Origin of the sequence: Algoriphagus sp. 4150 (assembly GCF_031457395.1) — a bacterium.
Taxonomy (GTDB): domain Bacteria; phylum Bacteroidota; class Bacteroidia; order Cytophagales; family Cyclobacteriaceae; genus Algoriphagus.
The window spans coordinates 189,278-214,354 of sequence record NZ_JAVDWS010000005.1 but is presented as its reverse complement, the minus strand read 5'-3'; the positions used below and the strand labels follow the sequence as shown (position 1 = coordinate 214,354).

The 25,077-nt window shown below is 43.1% G+C and carries 18 protein-coding genes; 12 read left to right on the top strand and 6 right to left on the bottom strand.

What is annotated here, in order from left to right; genetic code table 11:
- Positions 1-19 precede the first annotated feature (19 nt).
- The 5 genes from J2X69_RS09745 to J2X69_RS09725 all read right to left on the bottom strand — a co-directional run bounded on the left by J2X69_RS09745 (position 20) and on the right by J2X69_RS09725 (position 7,532).
- Positions 20-2,470 (bottom strand): polysaccharide biosynthesis tyrosine autokinase, encoded by a 2,451-nt coding sequence (locus tag J2X69_RS09745; RefSeq protein WP_310102264.1) that lies wholly within the window; start codon positions 2,468-2,470, stop codon positions 20-22.
- A gap of 9 nt (positions 2,471-2,479) precedes the next feature.
- Complete coding sequence (locus tag J2X69_RS09740; RefSeq protein ID WP_310102260.1) at positions 2,480-3,289, bottom strand: polysaccharide biosynthesis/export family protein; 810 nt, start codon at positions 3,287-3,289, stop codon at positions 2,480-2,482.
- Between the two features lie 128 nt (positions 3,290-3,417).
- Entirely contained in the window at positions 3,418-4,137 is a 720-nt protein-coding gene (gene kdsB / locus J2X69_RS09735) for a 3-deoxy-manno-octulosonate cytidylyltransferase (protein WP_310102257.1), read from the bottom strand.
- A 117-nt stretch (positions 4,138-4,254) separates the two neighbouring features.
- Positions 4,255-6,714: a polysaccharide biosynthesis tyrosine autokinase gene (locus J2X69_RS09730; RefSeq protein WP_310102253.1), complete on the bottom strand. Its 2,460-nt coding sequence runs from the start codon at positions 6,712-6,714 to the stop codon at positions 4,255-4,257.
- Positions 6,715-6,719: 5 nt separating this feature from the next.
- Positions 6,720-7,532, bottom strand: a complete 813-nt coding sequence (locus J2X69_RS09725; protein ID WP_310102250.1) for a polysaccharide biosynthesis/export family protein — start codon at positions 7,530-7,532, stop codon at positions 6,720-6,722.
- Positions 7,533-7,842: 310 nt separating this feature from the next.
- On the opposite strand from J2X69_RS09725, the gene J2X69_RS09720 reads away from it, so the two are divergent.
- The 12 genes from J2X69_RS09720 (at position 7,843) to J2X69_RS09665 (ending at position 19,337) form a co-directional block, all read left to right on the top strand.
- Entirely contained in the window at positions 7,843-8,781 is a 939-nt protein-coding gene (locus tag J2X69_RS09720; RefSeq protein ID WP_310102247.1) for a GNAT family N-acetyltransferase, read from the top strand.
- Between the two features lie 163 nt (positions 8,782-8,944).
- Positions 8,945-9,322 carry a DUF423 domain-containing protein gene (locus J2X69_RS09715; protein WP_310102243.1) on the top strand — a complete coding sequence of 126 codons (378 nt, stop codon included), beginning with the start codon at positions 8,945-8,947 and terminating at the stop codon, positions 9,320-9,322.
- Between the two features lie 2 nt (positions 9,323-9,324).
- Positions 9,325-10,617, top strand: a complete 1,293-nt coding sequence (locus J2X69_RS09710) for a D-alanyl-D-alanine carboxypeptidase (protein WP_310102239.1) — start codon at positions 9,325-9,327, stop codon at positions 10,615-10,617.
- Positions 10,618-10,927: 310 nt separating this feature from the next.
- Positions 10,928-11,968 (top strand): LD-carboxypeptidase, encoded by a 1,041-nt coding sequence (locus J2X69_RS09705; protein WP_310102236.1) that lies wholly within the window; start codon positions 10,928-10,930, stop codon positions 11,966-11,968.
- 49 nt (positions 11,969-12,017) lie between these two features.
- Complete coding sequence (locus J2X69_RS09700) at positions 12,018-12,755, top strand: SGNH/GDSL hydrolase family protein (protein WP_310102231.1); 738 nt, start codon at positions 12,018-12,020, stop codon at positions 12,753-12,755.
- A 224-nt stretch (positions 12,756-12,979) separates the two neighbouring features.
- Positions 12,980-13,663, top strand: a complete 684-nt coding sequence (locus J2X69_RS09695) for a DUF4377 domain-containing protein (RefSeq protein ID WP_310102228.1) — start codon at positions 12,980-12,982, stop codon at positions 13,661-13,663.
- Positions 13,664-13,671: 8 nt separating this feature from the next.
- Positions 13,672-14,283 (top strand): fumarylacetoacetate hydrolase family protein, encoded by a 612-nt coding sequence (locus J2X69_RS09690; RefSeq protein ID WP_310102225.1) that lies wholly within the window; start codon positions 13,672-13,674, stop codon positions 14,281-14,283.
- Positions 14,270-16,144: a M23 family metallopeptidase gene (locus tag J2X69_RS09685; protein WP_310102222.1), complete on the top strand. Its 1,875-nt coding sequence runs from the start codon at positions 14,270-14,272 to the stop codon at positions 16,142-16,144. The genes J2X69_RS09690 and J2X69_RS09685 overlap by 14 nt, the downstream gene beginning before the upstream one ends.
- Positions 16,145-16,253: 109 nt before the next feature.
- Positions 16,254-16,703 (top strand): thioredoxin-dependent thiol peroxidase, encoded by a 450-nt coding sequence (bcp, locus tag J2X69_RS09680; protein WP_310102218.1) that lies wholly within the window; start codon positions 16,254-16,256, stop codon positions 16,701-16,703.
- Positions 16,704-16,715: 12 nt separating this feature from the next.
- Positions 16,716-17,567 (top strand): transketolase, encoded by an 852-nt coding sequence (locus J2X69_RS09675; RefSeq protein WP_310102215.1) that lies wholly within the window; start codon positions 16,716-16,718, stop codon positions 17,565-17,567.
- Positions 17,568-17,603: 36 nt separating this feature from the next.
- Positions 17,604-18,572: a transketolase C-terminal domain-containing protein gene (locus tag J2X69_RS09670; protein WP_310102210.1), complete on the top strand. Its 969-nt coding sequence runs from the start codon at positions 17,604-17,606 to the stop codon at positions 18,570-18,572.
- A 225-nt stretch (positions 18,573-18,797) separates the two neighbouring features.
- Positions 18,798-19,337 carry a GNAT family N-acetyltransferase gene (locus J2X69_RS09665; RefSeq protein WP_310102207.1) on the top strand — a complete coding sequence of 180 codons (540 nt, stop codon included), beginning with the start codon at positions 18,798-18,800 and terminating at the stop codon, positions 19,335-19,337.
- A gap of 139 nt (positions 19,338-19,476) precedes the next feature.
- On the opposite strand, the gene J2X69_RS09660 is transcribed toward J2X69_RS09665, so the two are convergent.
- Positions 19,477-24,861, bottom strand: a complete 5,385-nt coding sequence (locus tag J2X69_RS09660; protein ID WP_310102204.1) for a CHAT domain-containing protein — start codon at positions 24,859-24,861, stop codon at positions 19,477-19,479.
- Positions 24,862-25,077 lie beyond the last annotated feature (216 nt).

Sequence of the window (25,077 nt, the reverse complement as noted above, 5' to 3'; positions counted from 1 at the left end):
TCTTATTAGAATTATAGGCTTATTTCCTTCTCAATGCACGTTTCCACCACGGCAACTGCACCTCTTCATGGTAGCCATAGGAATTGTTGCCATAGCCGTACCCGTAACCATAGCCGTACCCGTACCCGTAGCCTTTGTCTATATGGACATCATTGAGGATCCCGTAGATCTTGGACACTCCCCCCTTTTCCACCAGATTGTTCAATATTTGGGTATTGCCCTTCATGGAATATCCCTGACGGAACACGAAGAAGCTGATATCGGCAAACCCGAACAGCTCTTTGGTCTCTGAAACCAGTCCCACAGGGGGACAGTCAAAGATTACCACATCGTAGGCAGCCTTCAGTTCCTTCACTATTTCACCGAACTTATCCTGCAAAAGCAGTTCTGCCGGATTGGGGGGAATAGGCCCCGAAAGAATCACGTCCATGTCCTTGTGTCCGGTGGGTTTCACCACTTCCTGCCACGGGATGTCCGTGCTGAGACAGGTACTCATCCCCCTGTCGTTTGCCAAACCGAAATCCTCCGCAATCTTCGGCTTTCTCAAATCCAATCCTATCAGGATCGTTTTCTTGCCCATAAGGGCATACACAGACGCCACGTTGATAGACACGAAGGTCTTTCCCTCTCCCGAGATCGAGGAGGTAAAGAGTATGGTCAGATTATCCCGGTGCGGACTCAGATAGGACATATCAGCCCTCAGCGACCTGAAAGACTCCGTGACGGTTGAGCGCGGGTTGTTCAACACCGGAATGGCATCATCCGAATTGTTCCTTCCGATCATCCCGATCAAAGGCACTTTGATCTGGTTTTCCAGTTCTTTCGGATCTTCGATTTTGGTGTTGAGGAAGTCCTTAACCGTAATAAAGCCTATCGGCACAATCAGTCCCAACACCAGTCCGATCAGCAGGTTCAGCGTACGCTTGGGAGCCACAGGGATCTGTCCCGATTTGGCAAAGTCAAGGATACTGTTCTTCGGCATGTTCGCCGCTTTGGTGATCTCCGCCTCCGCCTTCTTTTCCAGAAGGTAGATGTAGATGTTCTCGTTGATGCTAAACTGGCGCTGGATACCCAGCAGGTTCCGCTCGGTCTCAGGCAGCGAGTTCACATCCGTGTCAAGCATCCGGATCTGGCTGATCAGATCCGTGATCACGTTCTGCGTGTTCCCGATAGCAGAACTTACGTTCTCCTGAAGCTGCTTCCTGATATTCTGGATCCTGGCAGCGTTTTCCCTCACCGCGGGAGCCTGCTCGGTGAAATTCGCCGACAGCCTCACCTGCTCGGCCTGAAGCTCGCTGTACACCTGGACCAGCGAATTCAGCAGCGGATCCGTAACCCCCATCACCGACGGGGTCACCATGTCACTGCCCGCATGGTCGTTCACCAGGTAACCGCGCAGCGTCTGGTAGTATTTCAGCCTTATCTCCGCCTGTCCCTTCTCCGTCTCCAGTCTCTGCATCCTCTCAAAAATCACCGACCCCTCTTCCGACAGGTTGAAAATCTTGTTCTCCGTACGGTACTGCTGCAGTTTGTTCTCCGAAAATCTCAGCGAATCCGAAATCCCCGACAGCTGCTCGTTTATGAATTTTACCGTGTTCTCCGCAGCACGGTTCTTCTCGTTCAGTTCACGCTCCAGATACATCTCCATCAGCTTGTTGACGTATTCCTCGCCAAGTCTCCTGACGGGAGTCTCCAGGCTCAGCGACAGGATCGAGGACTGCTTGTTGAGCGGGGCTACAATCAGCTCCTCACGGTATTTCAGCGCCAGTGAGGGCGTGTCCACCAGCGTGAACAGCACCACATCCCCGGGAAGGGAGGCTATCTGGTTTACCGTAAACGAATAATTCTCCCCCTTGATCTCCTGGCCGAAGCTGTATACCGATTTGCCCAGAGAAACCGATTCTTCGGGAAGGGTCTTGTAGTAGGGGTCATGGGGATTGTAGATCCTGAATTCATCGTCTTCAACACTCAGTTCAAACGATTCCCCGTTGATCACTTCCAGCCTGAACCTGCCGCCAACCAGCTGCGGCTGCTTCCAGTCCACCGATACCATCACCGGAAGTTTCTCATAGATCTGCGAGGTCGTGATGAAGTTCTCCCTGTAATACTGTACGTTCAGATTCAGTGCCGACACGGCCTCTTCGGCAAGCGTATAGGACTTCAGGATCCCGATCTCGTTCTCTATGTTGCTCTTCCCCTTGAGCATTCCCAGACCGCCGGACTGGAAAAGGTCCATACCAAGGGCAGGCTCCTCATCTTCCACAAGGATGCTCGACTCCACCCTGAAGATACTCGTCGCATACCTGTTGAACAGAAAGGCGCCGACCACACCCACAAACATGCACGCCGCGATCAGCAGCCAGTACTGCAGGTAATTGAAAACTACTACTTTAAGATCTATTTCGTCTTCCTTCTGCACCGTGAAGGGATTCTGCCCGGAATTCGAAGGATTGGGGGTATTTGGGTACATATAATAAGCTTATTTAATTAAATTCAGGATCAGCGCCATTGCCGAAATACCGGAAAAAATCAGGGCCAGCGACTGCGCGGTGTTCTCTCCCGTACCCGCTTCCCGCACCTTCATCGGCTCCGCGTACAGCTGGTCGTTGGGCTGGATAAAGTAAAACGGGGATTCCACGATCTGCCTGTCCAGCAGATCTATCCGGTGGAGTTTTGTCCCATCGGGATACTGTCTGATCAGCAGCACGTCGCTCCGCTTCGCCACCGTGGTCAGATCCCCCGCATTCGCTATCGCCTCAAAAATCGTCATCCGGTCCTGAAGTACCACGTACTTCCCCGGTCTTTTGAATTCTCCCAACGCGGAATAACGCACACCGCCCAGCTTCACCTTCACATACAGTTCCGACTTCACAAAACCCCGCAGCCTCTGCTCGATGTCAACCCTTGCCTCGTCCAGGGTCTTGTTGCGCACATACACCTCCCCCACTATCGGAAGACGCACGTTGCCCTTCTCGTCCACGGTATATCCCGTCATGTAGTAAATGTCACCCCCGCTTTGCGAGGAGACGTTTCCCATCTGCGCGTTCATCTGGGGGGGCCTGTTGTTGAAACCGAACTGCGCCATGTCATCCACCGTCTGCACGTTCACGTCGATGATGTCGTTGTACTGAAGCCTGTACTCAGGGATTTTGTACGTGATCAGTTCCCCGTCCGCTATACCCGCGTTGCCGTCCTGGTTTTGTAGATAGATGATCTTCTCATTCGAGATGCAGCCAAAGGCCAGTAAAACAATAAGGGAAAACAAGCCCCCTTTCAACAACTTCCTCATATTTAATCTTTTATTAATTCTCTGACAAAATCTGCGCAAACTTAACCATTTAACCTCAAATTGTTCTGTTTTTTATGCTTTTGATAATAAACAACTGAAATCCATCACTATAAATTAAGATAAATTAATTAACCCATCATTCTTCTCGCTTTTTCAAGATCTTCCGATGTATCAATTGCAACTGCCTGATGTACTGTATCTACCATCCTGATTCTGTACCCATTTTCCAGTAATCTCAATTGCTCCAGCATTTCTATGGATTCCAGCTCACTCTTTGGCAACCCCGTAAATTCCCTCAGCACATGTCTCCTATAAGCATAGACACCTATATGCTTCCAATAAGAAACTTCAGCATTATCTTCTCTATTAAACGGTATCATTGATCTGGAAAAAAGTAATGCGTCCCCCCGTAAATCCGTGACCACTTTTACAGCATTCGGGTTTTCAGCTGCCTTTGCAGATATCCTCGATTTAAGAGAGGCCACATCAACTTTGGGATCGTCAAAAACCGAAACCAAATCCATCAATGACTGCTTATCCTGAAACGGTTCATCACCTTGTACATTAACGATAAGATCTGCTTCTATGGACTCCATAGCTTCTGCGATTCTGTCAGATCCACTTTGATGGTCTTTTTTACTAATGAATACCTTACCTCCTAATAATTCTATTTGCCCCTTAATTTCCTGATGATCCGTGACCACCCACACTTCATCAAATACCCCTGTATTCAAGGTACTCAAATAGGTGTGCTGAATTACGGACTTCCCTCCCAAATCCTGAACCAGTTTGGAAGGCAATCTCGTTGAGGCATATCGTGCAGGTATTAAAGCGGCGATGGTAAGCATGTAGGAAACTAGTGTTAATTTGTTCGTTTTTGGTAAAATGGTAATGAAAGTAAAAGATTTTAGGTACTTAAAATTAACTGAGCATATCTTGTGTCAAATACTTCAAGCTTCTTCATTCTACTTTACTTTAAAAGCCTTTATTAATTTCTGAAAAATATTCTCCTGGCTTTTCTTAATTTTCTTTTTCTTGGTTTCTATATCATCACCATAATAATTGTACATATACTTGTTGTTTTGGGAATACAAATAAGTATTGCCATAACCATAATTATAACCCTCATAATGGTATCCTGAATTCATGATACCATTGAAAACCCCATAAACATTTTTCACCTGCTTATTGTTGAAAAGGTCATTGATCATAACCAAATGATCTTTAACTGTGTAATTCTGCCTCACTACGTAGAGATTAATATCAAACAGCCTCATTAAGTCAATCGTCTCAGATACCAAGCCCATGGGCGGAGTATCAAAAATCACCACATCAAATCTAGATTCCAAATAGTCCAAGAATTCAATCAACCTCGGACTCTGCAAGAGTTCAGCCGGATTTGGAGGAATTACTCCTGAAGGAACAAACCAGAGATTTTCATGAGAAGATGGCATAACTATTTCTTCAGCTTCGGCTTTCCCGATTAAATAAGTTGACAATCCAATTCGATCAGCTTCTCCAAAATATGACGCCAGTTTTGGTCTTCTCAAATCTCCCCCTACCACTACTGTTTTTTTAGACCCCAAAGCCATGACTGAAGCTAGATTTAAGGATGTGAAAGTCTTACCCTCTCCCGAAACTGATGAGGTAACCAATATTTTCTTTGTATCCTTCCCGCTTGCCAAATAAGTAATTGCCGACCTCAGGGAGCGAAAAGACTCAGCTACGGCTGACTTGGGAAAGTCAAGCACTACCTTGTTGGTCTCCTTGGAACTATACCCCACTATTCCCAGCTGCGGAATCATGAAATGTTTTTTCAAATCGCGCTGGTCCTTAATCGTATCATCAAAAATATCACGCACCACCACAAAGCCAAAAGGCAGCAAGAAGCCCAAAATAATTGCCAAGCCATAGTTTTGCTCTTTTTTGGGAAAAATCAATGTTCCCCGCCTGGCAGCATCCAAAATGGCATTGTCGGAGACGTTTGAGGCCATAGCAATACCTGCTTCAGCACGCTTTTCCAACAAATAAGTATAAAGAGACTCTCTTAATTTAAATTCTCTGAAAATCCCCGAATACTCAGATTCAGACTCAGGAAGGGTAGAAAATTGTGCATCATAAAAACGGATATCCCGCTGAATGCTACTCTTCTTCTGCTTTGTATTATCAATCAAATTAACGACATTTTCAAAAAGAGCATCCTGCACTTTCTCCATCTGGACATCGATTTTCAACACTTCAGGATGGTTTTCATTTACTGTAGCGAGCAATTTCCTTCTGTCTTGGGAAAGAGTAACCAAGGTTTGAACAAGACCATTCAGCAGAGGATCGGGAACACCTATTACCGAAGGGGCGATAACATCAGAGAAATCCATACTCTTCCGCTCCATGTAGGCCCGTATTTGCTCAAAATACTCCAATTGATAATCAATCTCAGCGTTCATTTCATCAAGATTGTTCATTTTTCCCAGTATGTTGGAAAATTCTGCAGACACATCCAGAAGCTTGTTCGCTACTTTGAAATCTTGTAATTCCCGTTCTTTTTTCTGAAGTGAATCCTCCAAAAAACCAAGTTGCTCTTCTATAAAAGCCAGTGTATTCTCTTGAATCTTATTCTTTTCATTTAAATCAAATTCTATATGCGATACCATCAGTGCATTGATGTAATCTCTCCCTTTCTCCACTACCTTGGTAGAAATACTTAACCGTAGGACAGAGCTGTATTCATTTTGCAAACTCACCTGGATGGATTTCGCATAGCTATCTTCAAGTGAACCGGGATTTCTGAACCTCACTATCAGTTCTTCATTTGTCCTGCCCGGATTTACCAGATGTACAACAAACTTCGATTTGGTGGTCTCTATCTCTTCTCCAAAAGTAAAAATCCTGTTGTATATGGGTTCATCTCCCGCAGCCATCACCGAATTAAAATCCATAAATCCTGCTTCCTCTTTGGCAAGTTTAAACGTCTTTTCAGTAAGTATTTCGACCCGAATAGGCACATCCACCATCTGAAAATGATCCCAATCCACCTCAATACGAATCGGTGACCGATCATAAAGTTCTATAGCTTTGATGTTGGTCTTTGCATAATATTCCACGTCGAAGTGCAATTTTTTCAACGCCTCACGGGCCAATCCTTTGGATCTCAAGCGAAGGATGTCATTCTCCAAATTAATACCGGTAGAAAAAATATTTGATCTGTCAAATATACGTGCTTCAGGAGACGTATTTGTTTTGATCACCATAGAGCCGGTCACCTCATATTCATCTACGGTATAGCGGTGAAAGAGAAAAGTGCCTATAAGAAACAAGGATATAAAAAGCACATACCAAGGCCAATAACGAATGTACTTGGCAATCACATACCTGATTTCCAGTGCTTTTTCTTCGTTGTCTAATTGGCTTAAATCTAACTTCTCCATATCTCCTAGTTCCTCGTCACCAAATTAATAATTAAAAGTGTGGAAGCTAGCAAACCGGCAAATAGCGCTAAAGAGGCAGTCAAATTATCCGCATTACCAAATTGTCTGATCTTCATCGGCTCCATATACAAGATGTCATTTGGCTGGATAAAATAAAAGGGGCTCGCCAATAGTGTACGGTCATTTAAATTGACCTGATGAATCTTAGTACCTCCATCGTACTGACGGATGATAAATAATTTGTTTTTCTTGCCTAATAGCGTCGTCTCGCCGGAATTGGCAAGTGCATCAAAAATAGTAGCACGGTTCTTATAAATCACATTGACTCCTACCGCATTGAACTCCCCCAGTGTGGTATATCTGATCCCTGCAATTCTTAATTTGACGTAGATTTCTTCCTTGAAAAACTTATTGATTTCAGTCTGTACTTTTTCTTTTGCCTGCTCCTCAGTCATTCCGGCAATGGTGATTTTGCCTAATTTTGGCACCTCCACATCCCCTTTCTGATCTATAGAATAGCCTTGGAAATATAGAGGATCAGAGCCCCCTCCGCCTATACCGTTTCCTATCCCTCTGATATTTTGGGAGTTTTGGAAGGAAAATGCCTCAATCAACCCAGGATCTGACGTGGCAAAATCTATCTCAACTATGTCAAAAGGCTGTAATATATATTCATAATCTACCTCGGCATAAGGAATAAAGGTATCTAATTCTATCGGGGTGTTATCAGGGAGGTTCTGCAGGTAAGTTATTCGCTTATTACTGATACAACTCGTCGCAAATATCACGTAGCTTACAATAAACAGTATTTTCTTCATTCTAGAAGTATGAAATTTAGCTTCAGTCAAATATATAAAAATCCCTTCCCTAAGGAGGAGGCGCAAGTTTGAAAGCAGAACTTAGAAAATTGACAGTACATAACCAAGTCTTATTTTGTAAATCATAAGCTAAGCTTATAATATCCGAAAAAGAGGTCATGCTAAAAACCTTAAGTCTACGTTTGAACCAGCACGATAATCATACAGGAAGTAAAAGCTGGCCGATGGGTTTACTCTATCTGTGGATATTTCAACAAAATCATCAGTAGGCCTCATAAACCAAAATTGAAAATCTTCCTATCTTCATCCCATGCAAATCAGAAAGGCCAATTCCGGTGATTTACCCTCGATTGTCGACCTATTGAAGACCTCTCTTGGAGAAAGCCTGATTCCTAAATCTGAAGAATTATGGAACTGGAAGCATATAGCCAATCCCTTTGGTGCTTCTCCTGTATTAGTTGCCGAAGATGGCGATATGATCTGCGGAGTCCGGGTGTTTTTACGCTGGGAATTTCGGCAAGGCAAGCAACTCTTCAACGTTTGCAGGGCTGTGGATACAGCTATTCATCCAGACCATCAGGGCAAGGGGCTTTTCAAAAACCTTACACTATCCCTAATCGATGAACTTAAGGAAGAGGGAGTAGACCTGATTTATAACACACCCAATTCCGCAAGTGCCCCGGGCTATATGAAAATGGGCTGGGAAAATTGGGGTAAACTACCGTTGAAAATCCATTTCAACCTTAGCTTGGGCAAAAGCGGGAACCTCTCCCATTCCAGTCATTGGTCAGGTATCGCATCCCTCATTGATAAAATAGAAAAGCTGTACTTCGACTCCCACAGCATACGGACGAACTTAGTCTCTGGCTATCTGCAGTGGCGCTATGCGGCTTGTCCCCTATTCCCCTATTACTTTATCAGTGATGGGAATACTCACCTGTTGATCTATAGAATAAAAGAAGGGAAAATAGGAAGAGAACTTAGAATTGTGGATTTCTTCCAACTTCCAGGCTTCGGTGAGAATGAAAAAAAGCAACTGAACAGCCGATTGAAAACTGTTGAGAAAAATGAATGTGTAAGATTCACTTCATTTTCAGGGTTACAGTATCACAATGACTCACCTATTGAAATGGGACTCATGCCTGTAATGTCTATTGGTCCTTTAGTAACCCTACGGAGGGTAAGCTTATCCGATGATCTGCTTACCAAAGCTTGGGCTTGGAGCTTAGGAGATCTGGAAGTTTTTTAAGATTCTTGCAGCTTCGGGAGAAACAGAAAACCTTAAAGGCGTTATTGTCAATTCTAGCTAATTTTAAATGTTACTCTTGAGCACTGAAGGAAGAGTTTCGAACCTGCCTAAGGCAGTCAAGTAATGAAGTTAAGGCAATTTAAAAAAGTATAGAATTTATAAAATGAAAGGAAAACAACTTATACAGACTGCAGCAGTTTTAGGAATGCTAGCAGTAGGAATCGGCGCTTTCGGAGCACATGGACTGAAGGACATATTGGCCCAAACCGGCAGAGCAGAAACTTTTGAAACCGGTGTGAAATACCACTTCTATCATTCCCTCGCCATTTTTCTAATTGGGATTTTGGCTTTGGTAAAACCCCAATGGAAAAAACTTAACACTGCGGCAATCTTAATGGTAGCGGGAATTCTGATTTTCTCAGGCTCGCTGTATATACTTTCCCTTACGGGAATCACCTGGCTCGGGGCAATCACTCCTATCGGAGGAGTCGCTTTTATTGCCGGATGGGCTTTGGTGTTTCTGGCAGCTTCAAAAAACTAACTATGCGTAAAATCAGTACCCTTGTACTCCTCACATTTCTTTTTTCTTCTACTCTTTTTGCCCAACTCACCAGAGATCAACACCTTAGACTGGAGTCTGCATTGGGAGAAGGCAGTTTTTTCAATGGGCACCTCTCGGGCTTTATGCTTTACGATTTGGATTCCCAGGCCGTACTGTATGAGAAAAATAGCCATCAGCACTTTGTACCGGCCTCCACTACCAAGTTTTTTACGCTCTTCTCATCATTGATAGTCCTGAATGACAGCACCCAGACCTTACGCTACGTCACCGAAGGAAATACGATTAAGATTTGGGGAAGCGGTGACCCCAGCTGGAAATACAAAAAGTTTTTCCAACCTGATTTTCGCAAATTTTTGGAGTCCTATGACCAAGTCATTTTTTCAGATGAGAATATAATGTCTCCTGCATTTGGTTATGGCTGGCAGTGGGATGATTATTATTTCAATTATTCTGCAGAGCGTACCTCTTTACCTATCTATGGAAATATGGTTCAGGTGAAAAAAATAGGCAATACCCCTACTGTCTTCCCTCCCAGCTTCCAAGAATCAGTATTCCCTACCAATCGTACAATCCGCGAATTGGAGCGGGATTTTCACAGCAATAAATTCTATTACAATTCCAACAATTTCAGAGCAAAGGAGGAATTCATCCCCTTTATCACTTCGCCGGAGCTTTTCATCCAGCTAGCCTCAGACGCAACAGGGAAAACCTGGACTTATCAGCCAGACAGTTTGCCAACAGTCCATCAAGAATGGCGCGCTGCTCCACTCTTCCCTATCTTAAAGGAAATGATGCTGGAAAGTGACAACTTTCTGGCTGAGCAACTTATGCTGATGGTCTCGGATCGGTTGTTTCAGCGACTGGATACCGAGCGGGCCATTGAATACATGCTCAAAACATACCTGTATGATTTGCCGGATAAACCCCAATGGGTGGATGGAAGCGGTTTAAGTAGGCATGACTTGATTACGCCCCGCACGATGGTTGCACTTTTCGAAAAGATCTATCGCATGATACCGGATCAGCAGCTCTTTGAGCTTTTGCCTACCGGCGGAAGGTCAGGAACCTTACAAAACAGCTACAAGGCTGAACAACCTTATATTTTCGCCAAGACCGGCACGATGAGCAATAATCACAGTCTCGTAGGCCTAATTAAAGGCAAAAGCGGCAAGTATTATTGCTTTGCCTTTATGAACTCCAATTTCCCCTGGAAAGCTTCCGAGGTTAGAAGGGAAATGGAGAAAGTGATGGTTATGCTAAGGGATATGATTTGATTTACGATTTACGATTTACGATTTACGGAGCAAACGAATTAGTTGAAGCATTAGCCATCGATAAATATCAAATACAACCTCTGCGCAAGACCTTGGTGAACTCAATTGTTTAAAATAATTGCGAATGACTATTCGACCCTACTTTCTTTGTGGTTAGAAGATTCAGTTGTCAAGGCAGTAAAATATTCTTTGCGTATCCTTTGTGTGTTTTGGGGCTAAAAACAAAACCTTCGAGGTTTTTAAAACCTCAAAGGTTAAGGAAATTAAAAAAGCCTTATTTTCACATTCCAGAAAAACATTTCGCTCCCTGATGCAAAAACGCGCTTTCCTCAAATCCCTAGGACTTCTTTCAGCTTCCCTTCCATTGGCTTCATGGGATTCTGCCCATCTGGCTGACGACCCAAAAGTTCTTTTGCCGAAGGCGATCAAAAAAGGTGACACCATCGGACTTATTTCTCCCTCTGCGGCTACGGCAGATAGAATGCAGTTTACCTATGCCAAAGAAGCTTTGGAAGCATTGGGTTTCGAAGTGAAGCCGGGCAAAAACCTGATGAACCGAAGAGGCCATCTGGCAGGAACGGATGATGAACGTGCCGGAGATTTGAATGAGATGTTTGCTGACAATAATGTGAAAGCTATAGTTAGTATCCGCGGTGGTTCGGGCGCGGCCAGGATTTTACCCCTGATTGACTACAAAACCATCGCAAGAAACCCAAAGCCGCTTCTTGGTTACTCAGACATCACGGCTTTGCACTGTGCCATTCAGGCTCAAACGGGTTTGATCACCTTTCATGGCCCTATGGGTTCCGGGAACTGGAATAGCTTTAATGTCAGTCAATTCGAGAAGGTATTCTTCGATCTAGAAAAAGTCACCTTTGAAAATATCCACGCCGAAAGTGACGACTTGGTAGTCAAATCAAATCGTATTCAAACCCTTAAGGGTGGAAAAGCAGAAGGAAAAATCCTTGGTGGAAATTTAACTGTACTTACCGCAATTTCAGGTTCTCCCTATTATCCGGACTTCAAGGATGCCATTCTATTCATCGAAGACATAGGAGAAGATCCGTACAAAGTGGACCGCATGATGAGTACATTGAAACTAAATGGCACATTGGATAAAATCAAAGGCTTTATTTTTGGTCAATGTTCCGAATGCGAACCCAGTGGCGGATATGGCTCTTTGACGCTTGATCAGATCCTGGATGATTATGTACTTCCCCTTGATATACCTGCCTACTCCGGCGCGATGATCGGACATATTTCTAAGCAATTTATTATCCCTGTAGGTGCAAAAATCACAATGGATGCGGACAAGGGAACCATTTCAATGCTTGAGTCCGTATTCCAATGATAAAGGACTTGCTGTGTAGTAACATGATATTGACTTAAAAGCAGCATACTTGAAAACGAAACTCAAGCTACTCACACTATGCATTCTTGTGCTTTTCTCTTGCAACAGCTCCAAAAACATGCTTCCAAATGATACCGATTCACCTATGACTGAAAACCCAACAGACAACACCGCCCAACTTACTTATTTGGCACTTGGGGATAGCTACACTATCGGTGAAGGAGTTAGTGATACAGGACGATATCCAAGCCAGTTGGTCACAGCACTGAATGCTGAAACCGGCAAATCCTGGGCTTCCCCAAAAGTGATCGCTCAAACAGGCTGGACTGTGGATGAACTGGATAGAGGAATCAACAGAGCGGATATCGAAAGAAATATCTACGATCTGGTGACACTCTCTATTGGGGTAAATAATCAATACAGAGGTCTTCCAATTTCGAAATTCGAGACCGAATTTGAAAACATGCTGCTCCGGGCTATCAGCTTTGCAGCTGTCAATACTACTCACGTGGTGGTGCTGTCTATTCCGGACTGGGGAGTTACTCCTTTTGCCACGCAAAGTGGCAGAGATATAGGAAAGGTTGCAGAGGAAATCGATGCATACAATCGCCTGAAAGCAAAAATCTGTGAAAAGCATCAAGTTGCATACATTGACATCACAGCCCAATACAGAAGCTTAGGCTCACAGCCTGACATGCTTGCTGCTGATGGATTGCATCCAAGTGCCGAAATGTATAGCCTTTGGACAGAAAAGCTATTTGAACATCTTAAGACAATGGATTTCTAAATAAAACATATGAAATCGAGCATGTCGAAGGCGACACACAGTGGAATGATTATAAACCGTGCGAGATTCCATGTGACCTCTAAAAAACAATTATAAACACATGAAATCGAGCATGACCCCGTACCTACGGGAACACACAGTGCGATGATTATAAACCGTGCGAGATTCTCCTGATGAAAAATCGGGACAGGCTATATGGCCATTAAAAATCAAATTATAAACAGATGAAAACTATCCTATTTCTTCTCTTCTGCACAGTACTCGGAGTAGTCGGCTGTGAAAACCAATCTGATTCGAAAACAGAAACTTGGTGGATCAACTCTGCCAAAATAGATTGTGTGGGAGTCGGCCCCATGTCCTGCCTTCAAATCCAAAGGGGATCTGAAATAGATCCTGAAGGTTGGGAGTTTTTCTACAGTGATATTCAAGGCTTTGATTATGAACCTGGAAACATCTACCAAATCAAACTAAAAATCACAGACAAAGAGGCTCCGATACCTGCAGATGCTTCATCCCAAAATTATGAACTGGTTGAGATCTTGAGTAAAGAACAGGATCCGGCTTTGCGATTGACAAACATCTGGAAAGTGACAAAGGTTGGCGGCCTTGAAAATCCCACAGGATTCAAGAATAAAGAAGCCTTGACCTTTGAGTTTGATGCCTCGAAGAAAACCTATGTAGGTAACATGGGCTGCAATTCTATACGGGGAGCTATCAAAGAAAATGATGGAGAAAAATTAGTACTTGGACCGGGTGCCGCTACCATGATGGCTTGTCCTGATATGGCTCCGGAGCAAGCAATATCCGAAGCTCTCATAAATACGCATGGATATAAACTGGAAAACAACCAACTTTACCTTCTGAATGAAGCTGGGGAAACCTTGATGACTTTCCAAGCTGTAGATTAAGATCACCTATGAAAATTATTTGCATTGGCCGGAATTATGCGGCACATATAGAGGAATTGAAAAACGAAACACCGGGAAACCCTGTTGTTTTTCTAAAGCCGGACACGGCACTGTTGAAAGACGGATCTCCCTTTTTCTACCCTGATTTCTCCAAAAACATCCATCACGAGGCTGAGCTCGTTCTGAAAATTTCCAAGCAGGGAAAACACATACAGAAACAATTTGCACATCGATATTTTGATGAGATAGGTTTGGGAATTGACTTTACCGCCCGGGATCTGCAAAATCAATGCAAAGCAAAGGGATTGCCTTGGGAAATAGCCAAGGGATTTAATGGAGCTGCTCCGATCGGAGACTTCAAACCGGTAGAAGATTTTAAAGATCTGAAAAACATTGACTTTCACCTGACCATCAATGGAGAGATACGCCAAAAAGGCAATACGTCCTTGATGCTTTTTGATTTTGGAACTATTATAGCATATGTATCGCAATTTTTTATGCTGAAAACAGGTGACCTCATCTATACAGGTACTCCTGCCGGAGTAGGCCCTGTTCAGATCGGAGACAAGTTGGAAGGATTTATAGGTACGGAAAAGTTGTTGGATTTTGAAGTTAAGTAAGTTAAGCTGCACCCTGATATTTCTTGGATTGATTACTTCACTGAAACTGAATGCTCAGGAAGTGGACAAAGGCTATTTTATAAATCCCATCAATCCGGGAACCAGAAATTATTTATCCGGTAATTTTGCTGAGTTGAGACCAAATCACTTCCACACCGGTTTGGATTTCAAGACCGGCGGTCAGGAAGGAGTTCCGATTTTGGCAGCGGCTGATGGCTGGGTATACAGAATCAAAATATCTTCTTTTGGCTACGGCAATGTCATCTACCTTAAGCATCCAAACGGCAAAATCACACTCTATGGTCACTTACGCAATTTCAATAAAGAGCTTGACGGCTACATGCGTAAGAAAATGTATGAAGCCAAAGCAATAGAACTGGAAGTGTATCCGGAGCCGGGAGAGTTGCCGGTAAAACAGGGGCAGCGTATTGCTGATAGTGGAAATTCCGGAGGCTCGGGTGGACCGCATTTGCATTTTGAAATACGTGACAGTCTGGACAGGGCAATGGATCCTCTTCTATTTGGCTTCCCTGAAATCTTGGATAAGGTAGCTCCGGTACCGCAAAGTATAGCAATTGTTCCGCTGGAGATAGATTCACGTGTAAATGGAAAATTCGACAGGCTGGAAGTCACTCCAACAGCCAATGGATCCAACTATCAACTGCCAACTGATATAAAAATCACAGGGAAAGTAGGAATAGAAATCCGCAGCTTTGACCAGCTTGATGGTGCAGACAATAGAAATGGCTTCCCCACTTTTGAGTTGGCAGATGAGAAAGACATCATTTTCAACTTGACTGTGGACAAGGTGGATTTCAATTACACCAGGCAATTCCTTCAGCATACCTATCAAAATCGTTATTCCAAACTCTACTATCAAAAGAATTTAAAGTTCGAATTCATTTCTCCAAGTCTAGAAAACACCGGCCATCTTGAATTGCAACCCGGTGTAAAGAAAGATTACAGACTGAAGCTTCGTGATGCTTATGGCAACGAGAGTCAGATCAGTTTCACACTTGTAGGTCAAGATTTGGAAACTAACATAAACGATGGAACAGCTCCTTCCAGAGCATCTGTAGATTACATCAACAATATCCTAAAGATCAAAGCTCCCATTTCTCCAAAAGGTGGTTTGGCTAAGTTTTATGTAGGGGCAAATGCTTTTGAAATGCTTCCTGCCTATCAGGATGCGAGTAGCCGTACGTATCTCTGGGATATGAATTTTGGAATACCTGAAGAAATCGACGTCTGTTCTGAAGTGGTAATTCCGGGTATCAATGCATTGATTCCTGCAGGAAAAGAAATTTCTTATTCCGACAAAAATGTACAGATGAATTTCAGTAAGAAAACCGTTCTTGATGATTTGTTTTTGAGAGTTTCTCAGTCTGCATCTTCTACATCACCACGCTTGATAGTGAACAGTAACCGCGAGTATCTTTGGAATCCGATCAATATCCTTTGGTCTGTTCCGAACTATTCAGGAAATAAAAACCGTTCTCATGCGTATTATACATCAGGTGGCTCCAAATCATTTTTGGGGGGAACTTGGGAAGGTGACACGTTGAATTTCGGTTCAAGATATTTAGGCGAAATCACCATATTGCAGGACAATGCCAAGCCTACCATTAAAGTGGTTCGGGTCAATTCATCGGAACTGCGCTTTGTCATTCGGGATGATTTGTCAGGAATTGACAGCTATGAAGCCTATGTCAATGGCAAATGGGTGCTGATGCGATACGAATACAAACAAGCCGTGATTTGGTCCGAAAAACTAACAAATGAACCGTTCAAAGGAGAAGTTTTGCTAAAAGTTACCGATAAAGCCGGCAATACTGCTGAATGGAAAGGAACGATTGGTTAAATTAGGAGCCTTAAACAAAAAATATGAAACCGAGCCTTCCGTCAGGTAGGCATCCCGTTTCCTTCGTCACGGGACAAGTTATGACCTTTAAAAATCAAATTATAATCAGATGACATTAAAAGAAGGCCAAATGGCCCCTGATTTTGAAGCGAAAATTGAAACAGGAGAAACGATCAAGCTTTCTGACTATCGCGGAAAAAAGGTTATTCTCTATTTTTACCCCAAAGACGCTACTCCGGGATGCACCGCCCAGGCATGCAATCTGAGAGATAATTACGAGGCTTTGCAGAAAGCCGGTTATGTAGTTTTTGGAGTCAGCTCAGATGCAGAAAAATCACACGTAAAGTTTAAAGAGAAACAATCACTTCCTTTTTCATTGATTGCCGACACTGACCTGAAAGTTCATGAAGCTTATGGCACTTGGCAAGAAAAGAATACATTTGGCAAAACCTATATGGGAACTGTCCGGACGACCTTTGTAATCGACGAAGAAGGCAAAATCTCTGAGATAATAGAAAAAGTAAACACAAAAGAACACACAGCACAAATCCTAAATTAAACCTATATCCTAATGGAAAAACAAACAATCGAACAACTCGAGCGTACCGCAGTACAGGTACGAAGAGATTGTCTACGCATGGTTCATGGTGTTCAATCCGGTCATCCTGGAGCATCATTGGGTTGTACAGAGTTCTTTGTAGCGCTGTACTTCGACCAGCTAAATCACGATCCTAATTTTAAAATGGAAGGGAAAGGTGAAGACCTGTTTTTCCTGTCCAATGGTCATATTTCACCCGTTTGGTACAGTGTACTGGCTAGATCAGGATATTTTGCACCTGAGGAAATGGATACATTCAGAAAGTTGAATTCCAGACTTCAGGGCCACCCGGCGACCGAAGAAGGACTTCCGGGCATCCGCATCGCCTCCGGCTCGCTAGGACAAGGAATGTCCGTAGCTATCGGTGCTGCGCAGGCAAAGAAAATCGATGGAGATGACAGCACGGTCTATGTACTCATGGGTGACGGCGAACAGGAAGAAGGTCAAGTATGGGAGGCAGCGATGTATGCTGCTCACTGGAAAGTGGATAATCTTATCGCCACGATTGATCTCAACAGACAGCAAATCGATGGTGCGACAAAAGACATTATGAATCTGATTGATCTTCGTGCCAAATATGAATCCTTTGGATGGGTAGTGAACGATATTTTTCAGGGAAATAATATGAAGGCTGTTATTGATGGACTGGAAACAGCCAAAACACTGAGCCGTCAAGGAAAGCCAGTGCTTAACCTACTTCATACTGAAATGGGATATGGTGTTGATTTCATGGTAGGCACGCATAAATGGCACGGCGTAGCTCCTAGTGACGAGCAATTGGAAGATGCCTTAAAACAATTACCGGTAACCCTAGGTGATTATTAATCAGGCTATTTTTAGACCATTCAACAAAAAGAAATCATGGAAAAAGACTTGGATTTAAAATTCAACTATACAGAAAAAAAAGATACACGTTCAGGTTTTGGCGATGGCTTACTAGAAGCAGGTCGCAAAAATCCCAATGTGGTAGGGCTTTGTGCCGATTTGATCGGTTCATTGAAAATGGGAGCATTCCAGAAGGAATTTCCTGAGCGTTTCTTCCAGGTAGGTATCGCCGAAGCAAATATGATGGGCATCGCTGCAGGTATGACTATCAATGGTAAAATCCCTTTTACAGGTACATTTGCCAATTTCTCTACGGGACGTGTATATGATCAGATTCGTCAGTCAATTGCTTACTCCGACAAGAATGTGAAAATCTGTGCATCCCACGCCGGTTTGACTCTAGGTGAAGACGGTGCTACGCACCAGATCTTGGAAGATGTAGGCATGATGAAAATGCTTCCGCACATGACAGTAATCAATCCTTGCGATTACAATCAAACGAAAGCAGCTACCATTGCAATTGCAGAATACGAAGGCCCTGTCTACCTGAGATTTGGCCGTCCATCCTGGCCGATATTTACTGATGCAGCCCAAAAGTTTGAAATCGGAAAAGCCTGGAAAATGATTGAAGGAACTGACGTGACTATCTTCGCCACCGGACATTTGGTATGGGAAGCGGTAGTCGCTGAGGCGATCCTAAGAAACGAAGGAATTTCCGCAGAGGTGATCAACATACACACCATCAAACCTTTGGACGAAGAAGCAATATTGGATTCTGTCGCAAAAACAGGATGTGCAGTCGCAGCGGAAGAGCACCAATACAACGGTGGCTTAGGTGACAGTGTAGCGCAAACTCTGGCAAGAAATAATCCAGCCCCAATGGAATATGTAGGCGTAAATGACAGCTTCGGAGAGTCCGGTACACCTACTCAATTGCTGGAAAAATATGGATTGAATGCAGCAAATATTGTCGCGGCAGCCAAAAAAGTATTAGCCAGAAAATAAGAATTCCTTAAAATCCACTTCATACGTGTGGATTACATTTACAAGACCACAGCTTAAAATGGAGCTGTGGTTTTTGTTTTATTAATTTCTTTTGATTCCGCAACGATTTCTCTTCTCTTTTATTTTGGCAAGACAGTCTAATTACATTTCTTTGAATAAGAATTAACCAAGATTAAACACCCAAAATTGCCGTTCGTTCTAACACACCCACCTCTCGCCTTTCCAATGATTAGAATTTCGGAAGATTTAAGTATACAAAAACTCACAGCTGAAGACCAGCCTGAACTTATAGATTTGATGCGGGAAATTTACATCCCCTCATACAAACACATCTGGTCTGACTCCGGTGAATGGTATTTGGATCAAATGTATAACCCTGATATTTTCCAAAAAGATCTGGACAATCCAAAAAGCCATTATTATTTCGTGCTTTACGACGGATGGAAAATAGGGATTCTAAAATATAGCTATCCAGAATCACCTGATTTGATTGATTTCCCCAATTCCCTACACCTAAACAGAATTTACATCAGTAAAGAATATCAAGGCAAAGGAATTGCTGCTCAACTCATGAAAATGGTAGAGTCAACCGCTAGAGAACGGGGGCTGAAATTCATGTGGCTCGAAGTAATGGACACTCAGCTTCAGGCACAACGCTTCTATAGAAAAATGGGCTTTGAGTGGCTATTTACCTATCATTTAGATTACGAAAAGCTCCTTCCTAAATATCGTGGAATTCAGATCCTTAGGAAAAGCCTTAAATGATTTTTGATATTTTCCTTCAGAGCCAAGCTTAACGCAAAATTGCCAAACGATCTTCATGACATAACGTCCCTGCAACAGAAATAAGATAATGATCTGTTGCAGGAACGAATATTCTGAAGGTCTTTACTGCATAATTGGCCTAGGAGATAAGATCCAGTTCCTTTATTAATTCTGCGATTTTTGTTTTCACCGGGTTTAATTTCTCTTTATTTATTTGCCCTAAAATAGAATTCAACAAACTGAGGTATTCAAACTCGGCTGCTTTACGGCTTTTTTGACCGGCTTTTTCCCAGAGCATAACATACGCTTCTTGTACTCTATCGAAATCGAAAGTTGAATCCCCGATTAAATAGGAAGCTAAAGTCATCTTGGCCACCTGTGAAATCAGCCCATAGTCATCAGAACCTGTTACATCTTTACCGTAATTTTCACACAACTTACCCAAGGAAGCAATTGCCGCTTTTTGCCCTTTGGTCAGATAAGTTTTCCCCTCTTGCCAGAGCTTCAACTGAAGCAATCCCAACCAATGGGATAGCAGCCATGGATCCAAAATATCACTTCTTTCACTGGCAAGTTGGTAGGAATTCACGGCATTCTCCAGAGATTCAAGGTCTAGAAGTTTGCTAGCCAAGGATAGCTGCAATTTACTTTCATAAGCACTCCCCAGTAGAGAAAGACGTTCGGCGGTATCACCAAGTAGCCTGTTCATATCCTGCAGATCCTTGATTACCTTATCCAACTTATTTTGGGCAGGCACCGATTCCAATTTGCCAATAAGAAATTCATGTACACATTGTCTTGTCCGAAGATTACAGTATTGCTCAAATGCCCTGATAGAGTAGGCGGATTTTTCTGATTCAAACAGTTTCTCATAGCTCGCACATGCCTTTTCAAAATGCTGCAAGCCTCCATAAATCCCTGCTATCAATTCTAAAATGCGACAATTGCTTCTTGCTTTTTCCTCGGAGATTTTATGAATCACCTCTACCCTTTTATTGATGTAATCGAAATCAAATTCATGGGCAGACATCATTTCACGAATGTTCTCCAGTTCTATCTCTATTTCCTCAATACTAAGATCCGCATCCTCATAAGAGCCCTTCCCTTTTTCGGTGAGCTTATAATATGGATCTCCATAACATTGGAAGGCTCCCCATGTGTTGGTTTTTTTTCCTGAGGTTTTATAAATCGTATTCCTAGCCCGTTTTACGGCTTCACCAAAACCAAATCCCGAGAACATGTTTCCATAAAACTCCCTGGAAAATTCCAAAGCAGCCGCATCATCCACAGCCCAACCCGCTACCACCACGGCTCTTGCACCGTTATTGATAAGTTGAGTCCCGATATTGGCAGCAAACTTATTACTCTGCTGACTCATAAGCTCCGCAGCATTGTCCATCTGTCCCAGATAGCAACAGTTCACAAAAATCAATTCTGCAGAAGAACTCATCCCTGCGATTTGCCCCGGAGTTAGGAATGTATCGTTGCCTATTACCATTCCCGTGGCATTTTTGGAGCCATGCCTGAATACCCCATGTCCTGCTAGATGAATTATTTTATGGTTTCTGGAGAACATGGCTAAAATAATATCGGTTGCACTGGAATTAATCAGGCTGACTACCTGATAATCTTCTCCCCTAAGTAAATTCCCCACAGCCAATGCTTCTTGTTTTGCTCCGGGTAATTGGGGCATGTATTCTTCCAGCAAAGGATCTCCTATTATCAAGGCAGTGGTCTCAGTGACTTTGGCTATTTCTCCTCTGGAATCACTTGTAGCCAATTGCCTCACCATACCTATGTTAACACACAGCGGATCAGAATTCACACTATCCAGGAGCATCTCCCAGGGATACGCGGCGGAGGAAATATCCAAGACCCAGTTGATATTATTCAGTCTCTTTATCTCTTCTTTGAACTGGAAAGGCACCAATAACTCAAACATCGCTGTAGCAATTTCCGGAGAGAATTGGTTATTGACCGTCATTTGCCTGAGAAGTATATCCAGAGTCCGGTCACTAGAGGGAATTGTCTCCACTTTTTCACTGGCTCCCGTAGTAGTAATAGACATACGAAGCAGGTCAATGTTCTCTTCTTCTGTGTATTTATTATACTGAGTGACATTGATTCTAGTCCACCAATCGGAAGAAAAGTCAAATGGAACCCGCTTTAACTTACCCAAGCAGTATTCCAACCCATTTCCTTGGAAATGAATATTAAAATCTTTCTGATCATCAGAATTCAGACGCTGCACAGTTTTCAATATAGAGAGTGCACGGTCATTGTAAATCTCAATGATTTCTATTTCCTCAATTCCCCTAATCGTACCCTTGTAAGTGAGCTGCACATTTCGATTGGCACGCTGCACTCCTGCGATAATCGCCCGAATAGAGTTATCTGTAGAAAGCCCTCCATAGTTGTTGGCTATTGCAATGACTGAAATACCATTGAGCATAAACTCCTTGCCGGAAGTCGCTCCAGACTCATGCTCTTTTTTGATAGTCAGGTAGCGGGCGACTCCCTTTTCCACCGAATTGATTAGGTAATATCCGGACAATTCTCCCTGCACACCCAAGCCTACAATAATCCCCCCCTTGAAGGATGAATCCGATTTGGATTCATTCAGCACTATCTGGTTAGAACCTATCTTCCCCGGATACAATCCAAGCGAATACAATCGACTCAATTCTCCTCCCAATTGTCTGTCTATCGCAGCCTCGGCATTCAAGATAACATCTTGCTCAAAATGCCCTGCCAGTACCGGATATTTGGCATATTTCAAATCCCCATGAGTCACCACCACGCTGATAGGTGTTTCGTTATGCCAAACTTCCTCCTGTTCATCAATTCCCAAGAGGGTAGTGAGCAGATTTTCCTCACTGATGTCGAAGATTTCAGCCTCTACAGGTTCAAATTCCTTCTCATCCCCCCGAGTTTTGGGTAGACTGTTTTGCAGCCTCTTGGTACTTCCATAGATCAGCAATTCTTCCATCGCGGTGAAGAGATCCTTTTCCTTGGACAGGCTTCCATGGGTGACATTGGCATAATACACTTGATTCCGGTCCTCCATCACTTTTGGAATACCTGATGCCCAGGTCACGCTTTCATCGCCCTGATTGGTCGCATAGAAGACGAGTTCCCCATTCTCTATTTCCATGTTGGAAATGGTAAAGCTTTTTTTTCCGCTTTGTCCTGCGATATAAGTGAAATTTGAAAAATCAATAGATCTAGAAGCTTCCCAAATCCTTTGTCGATGAGAACCGAATTCCTCCAGTATTTCTTTGGAAGGAATCGGCCAATCCTCATCACCAAAGGCCGTTCTCATTCTCTCCCAGAGTTTCCTATCAGCGAAATCATATCTCCCTTCAGGATCAATAGGAAGTAAATTCAAAATACCGGGAAAATTGCAGAAAATCCGCAGCAATTCCTTCGTAGAGTGTTTGATGTCAATTTTTCCAAGCAGTTTGATAATACTGTCTTTGCCGAAAAGAACATACGGAATCCGGAAAGATCCACCTAAGGGAGACCCTAAAAAGATGCCGCGGAATCCAACTGAATTATTCAGCTTTTGCCAAGTGGTATCATGATACACCATAAAATCCCGTACCAAAACTCCCCCCATGCTATGTGCCACGATTTTGATGGGTTGGTTTTTGGCCAAAAGTTGCCGAATCTTCACCTCAAAAGTTACTGCTGCATCTTTCAAAGGTTTTCTCCAATCAAAATAAAATGTAACTATGTCGTAGGTATTGGAAAGCCTTTCGCCTAAATTTTTATAAGAAGTTTTGATCAAAGAAAGGGCTGCCAATTTATCATCACTCGCTGTGTCAAGTTCCAGTTCTGCCAATTTCCCCTTGAAAAAACCCAGGTAATTTATCCAAACCAACTCATCTGATTTCTTCGGGTCAAGTGCTTGCTTGCCGATGTTCGAGCCCATGATTCCCGGAATGAGAATCAGGATAGCCTTCTTACCACTGACATTATCTTCCACATAAGTTCCGTGTTCGATGCCGACTATTCCACGTTTACCGGATTTACTCCTCAAGGTAAATACAGCAGGAATTACATTTGGGCTGGCAGATAACCCGGCGATGACCGCGTTTAACGTATTCTCGGTAGCAAAATATTTGAAGTGATCAATTTTACCACTTTGCTCAATATAAATCCCTACTTGGTCTGAATCCCTACGCGAGCCCCACTTCATACTTTCAGTATCGACCACCAGATCATTTTTTCCTCTGAAGAAAAACTTACCCAACAACACCACCAAAGTCTTAAAACTTACACTCAATTCGGCGCTTCCGCCTACCACCAGCAGGGGGAAATTAATTTTTATCTCTGACCCTTGGTTATTCAACACTTTGACAAACGGCGATTTAGGATTCATCGCTTCCAAACCAGGCAGCACATCCACATCATCTTTGCAGGCTACAGCCTCCATGATGAATTCTTTGAAAGCCACAAAAATCGGGTTGCCCACATGTCCGACTGCCAAACCAATCAAATTGAACATGACATTCAGATAAATATTCAATCGGCTGGATGCCAACGTTGTACCATTTGCAGGACCGGCTACACGAACCATTGATCTGACTGTGATTTTTTTCTTCTCTACTTCAGTCTTTATCTGCGTGATCACTTCCAAATCACGATCCCGGTCGGATTTAAGTAAAAGCGCCTTTTCAGTAGAGTCAAAACCTGCGGGATTGACACAAAACCTCACAAGAAGCTCAGCCAAAAGCCCACCTCTGGATTGGCTCAAAAGATCCAATTCAATATTTGCAGGTAAGCTTTTCACTAAGTCCAGAATATTTTCCAAGGGACTTGCCGTCAAAGATCTATGCTGGAAAGCCAGAATATTCCCTTCTTTATATTTTTTCGAGTTGCTTGATTCATTAAAAAGAGCTTTCCATTTATCTGAATCTTTCAGGTCTCCAAAGGAATTCTGGGTGGATGAAGCAGTTCCATGCAGCAGAAGTAAGTAGGGAGAATCGACCTGAATCTTGGCAACTGAGGATTCATCAAACTCCAGCGGGCTTAGTTCTATATTCGTAGAGCACTTTGCCAAAACCCCAAACTTCACATCCTTGTATGGTTCACCCTGAAAAGCCAACTGTTTATTTTCAAGGTTGGTCGCCATGTCCCTCATTTTGGGCTGGATGATTTTTTTCTTGACAAAAAATTTCACCAGCTTAACGGCTACTTTCTTAAAAACTCCTCTATCCTGCTGATCAGACTCCAATTCATCCGGAAGGTAAAGTTCATCCCCACCCGCAGATCTTTTTAGTCTATTGGGGAAAAGTATATGGAGAGACTCACTGTCTCCAAGCCAAACCGTGCTGTCCTCAAATTCCAATTCAATAACGGTCAGTTCATCGACTTCAACGGTTTGCTCAGGCACGTCTCCACGGGTGGGACTCAGCACAGTATAAGCCCTGTCCAGCTGATACAGGTCAAACCCTTGATCTTCCCCAACGACAAAGGGTAGATGATCCTGTCCTTTAAGCTTGATTTTCAAAATAGCCATAGGTAAAAATTATAAGGTTAATGGTAAAATTCACTTTCAACAATCGAAGGCAATACTTGGTAAGTAATTAGCCCAATAGATAAGCAACAGATGAAAAAAAATCATCTTGAGGTTTTCAAAAATTGATTGTTAAACAGGATGAAAGTGCCATCCTGCGCAATATGAAAACTCTATACAAATTAGAATTTATTGGATAAAAAAAGTCATAAACACCAT

Bases quoted from the DNA above. Each gene is read 5' to 3' on its own strand.
- J2X69_RS09745 (WP_310102264.1), bottom strand. From the start codon at position 2,470: ATGTACCCAAATACCCCCAATCCTTCGAATTCCGGGCAGAATCCCTTC.
- J2X69_RS09740 (WP_310102260.1), bottom strand. From the start codon at position 3,289: ATGAGGAAGTTGTTGAAAGGGGGCTTGTTTTCCCTTATTGTTTTACTG.
- kdsB (WP_310102257.1), bottom strand. From the start codon at position 4,137: ATGCTTACCATCGCCGCTTTAATACCTGCACGATATGCCTCAACGAGA.
- J2X69_RS09730 (WP_310102253.1), bottom strand. From the start codon at position 6,714: ATGGAGAAGTTAGATTTAAGCCAATTAGACAACGAAGAAAAAGCACTG.
- J2X69_RS09725 (WP_310102250.1), bottom strand. From the start codon at position 7,532: ATGAAGAAAATACTGTTTATTGTAAGCTACGTGATATTTGCGACGAGT.
- J2X69_RS09720 (WP_310102247.1), top strand. From the start codon at position 7,843: ATGCAAATCAGAAAGGCCAATTCCGGTGATTTACCCTCGATTGTCGAC.
- J2X69_RS09715 (WP_310102243.1), top strand. From the start codon at position 8,945: ATGAAAGGAAAACAACTTATACAGACTGCAGCAGTTTTAGGAATGCTA.
- J2X69_RS09710 (WP_310102239.1), top strand. From the start codon at position 9,325: ATGCGTAAAATCAGTACCCTTGTACTCCTCACATTTCTTTTTTCTTCT.
- J2X69_RS09705 (WP_310102236.1), top strand. From the start codon at position 10,928: ATGCAAAAACGCGCTTTCCTCAAATCCCTAGGACTTCTTTCAGCTTCC.
- J2X69_RS09695 (WP_310102228.1), top strand. From the start codon at position 12,980: ATGAAAACTATCCTATTTCTTCTCTTCTGCACAGTACTCGGAGTAGTC.
- J2X69_RS09690 (WP_310102225.1), top strand. From the start codon at position 13,672: ATGAAAATTATTTGCATTGGCCGGAATTATGCGGCACATATAGAGGAA.
- bcp (WP_310102218.1), top strand. From the start codon at position 16,254: ATGACATTAAAAGAAGGCCAAATGGCCCCTGATTTTGAAGCGAAAATT.
- J2X69_RS09675 (WP_310102215.1), top strand. From the start codon at position 16,716: ATGGAAAAACAAACAATCGAACAACTCGAGCGTACCGCAGTACAGGTA.
- J2X69_RS09670 (WP_310102210.1), top strand. From the start codon at position 17,604: ATGGAAAAAGACTTGGATTTAAAATTCAACTATACAGAAAAAAAAGAT.
- J2X69_RS09665 (WP_310102207.1), top strand. From the start codon at position 18,798: ATGATTAGAATTTCGGAAGATTTAAGTATACAAAAACTCACAGCTGAA.
- J2X69_RS09660 (WP_310102204.1), bottom strand. From the start codon at position 24,861: ATGGCTATTTTGAAAATCAAGCTTAAAGGACAGGATCATCTACCCTTT.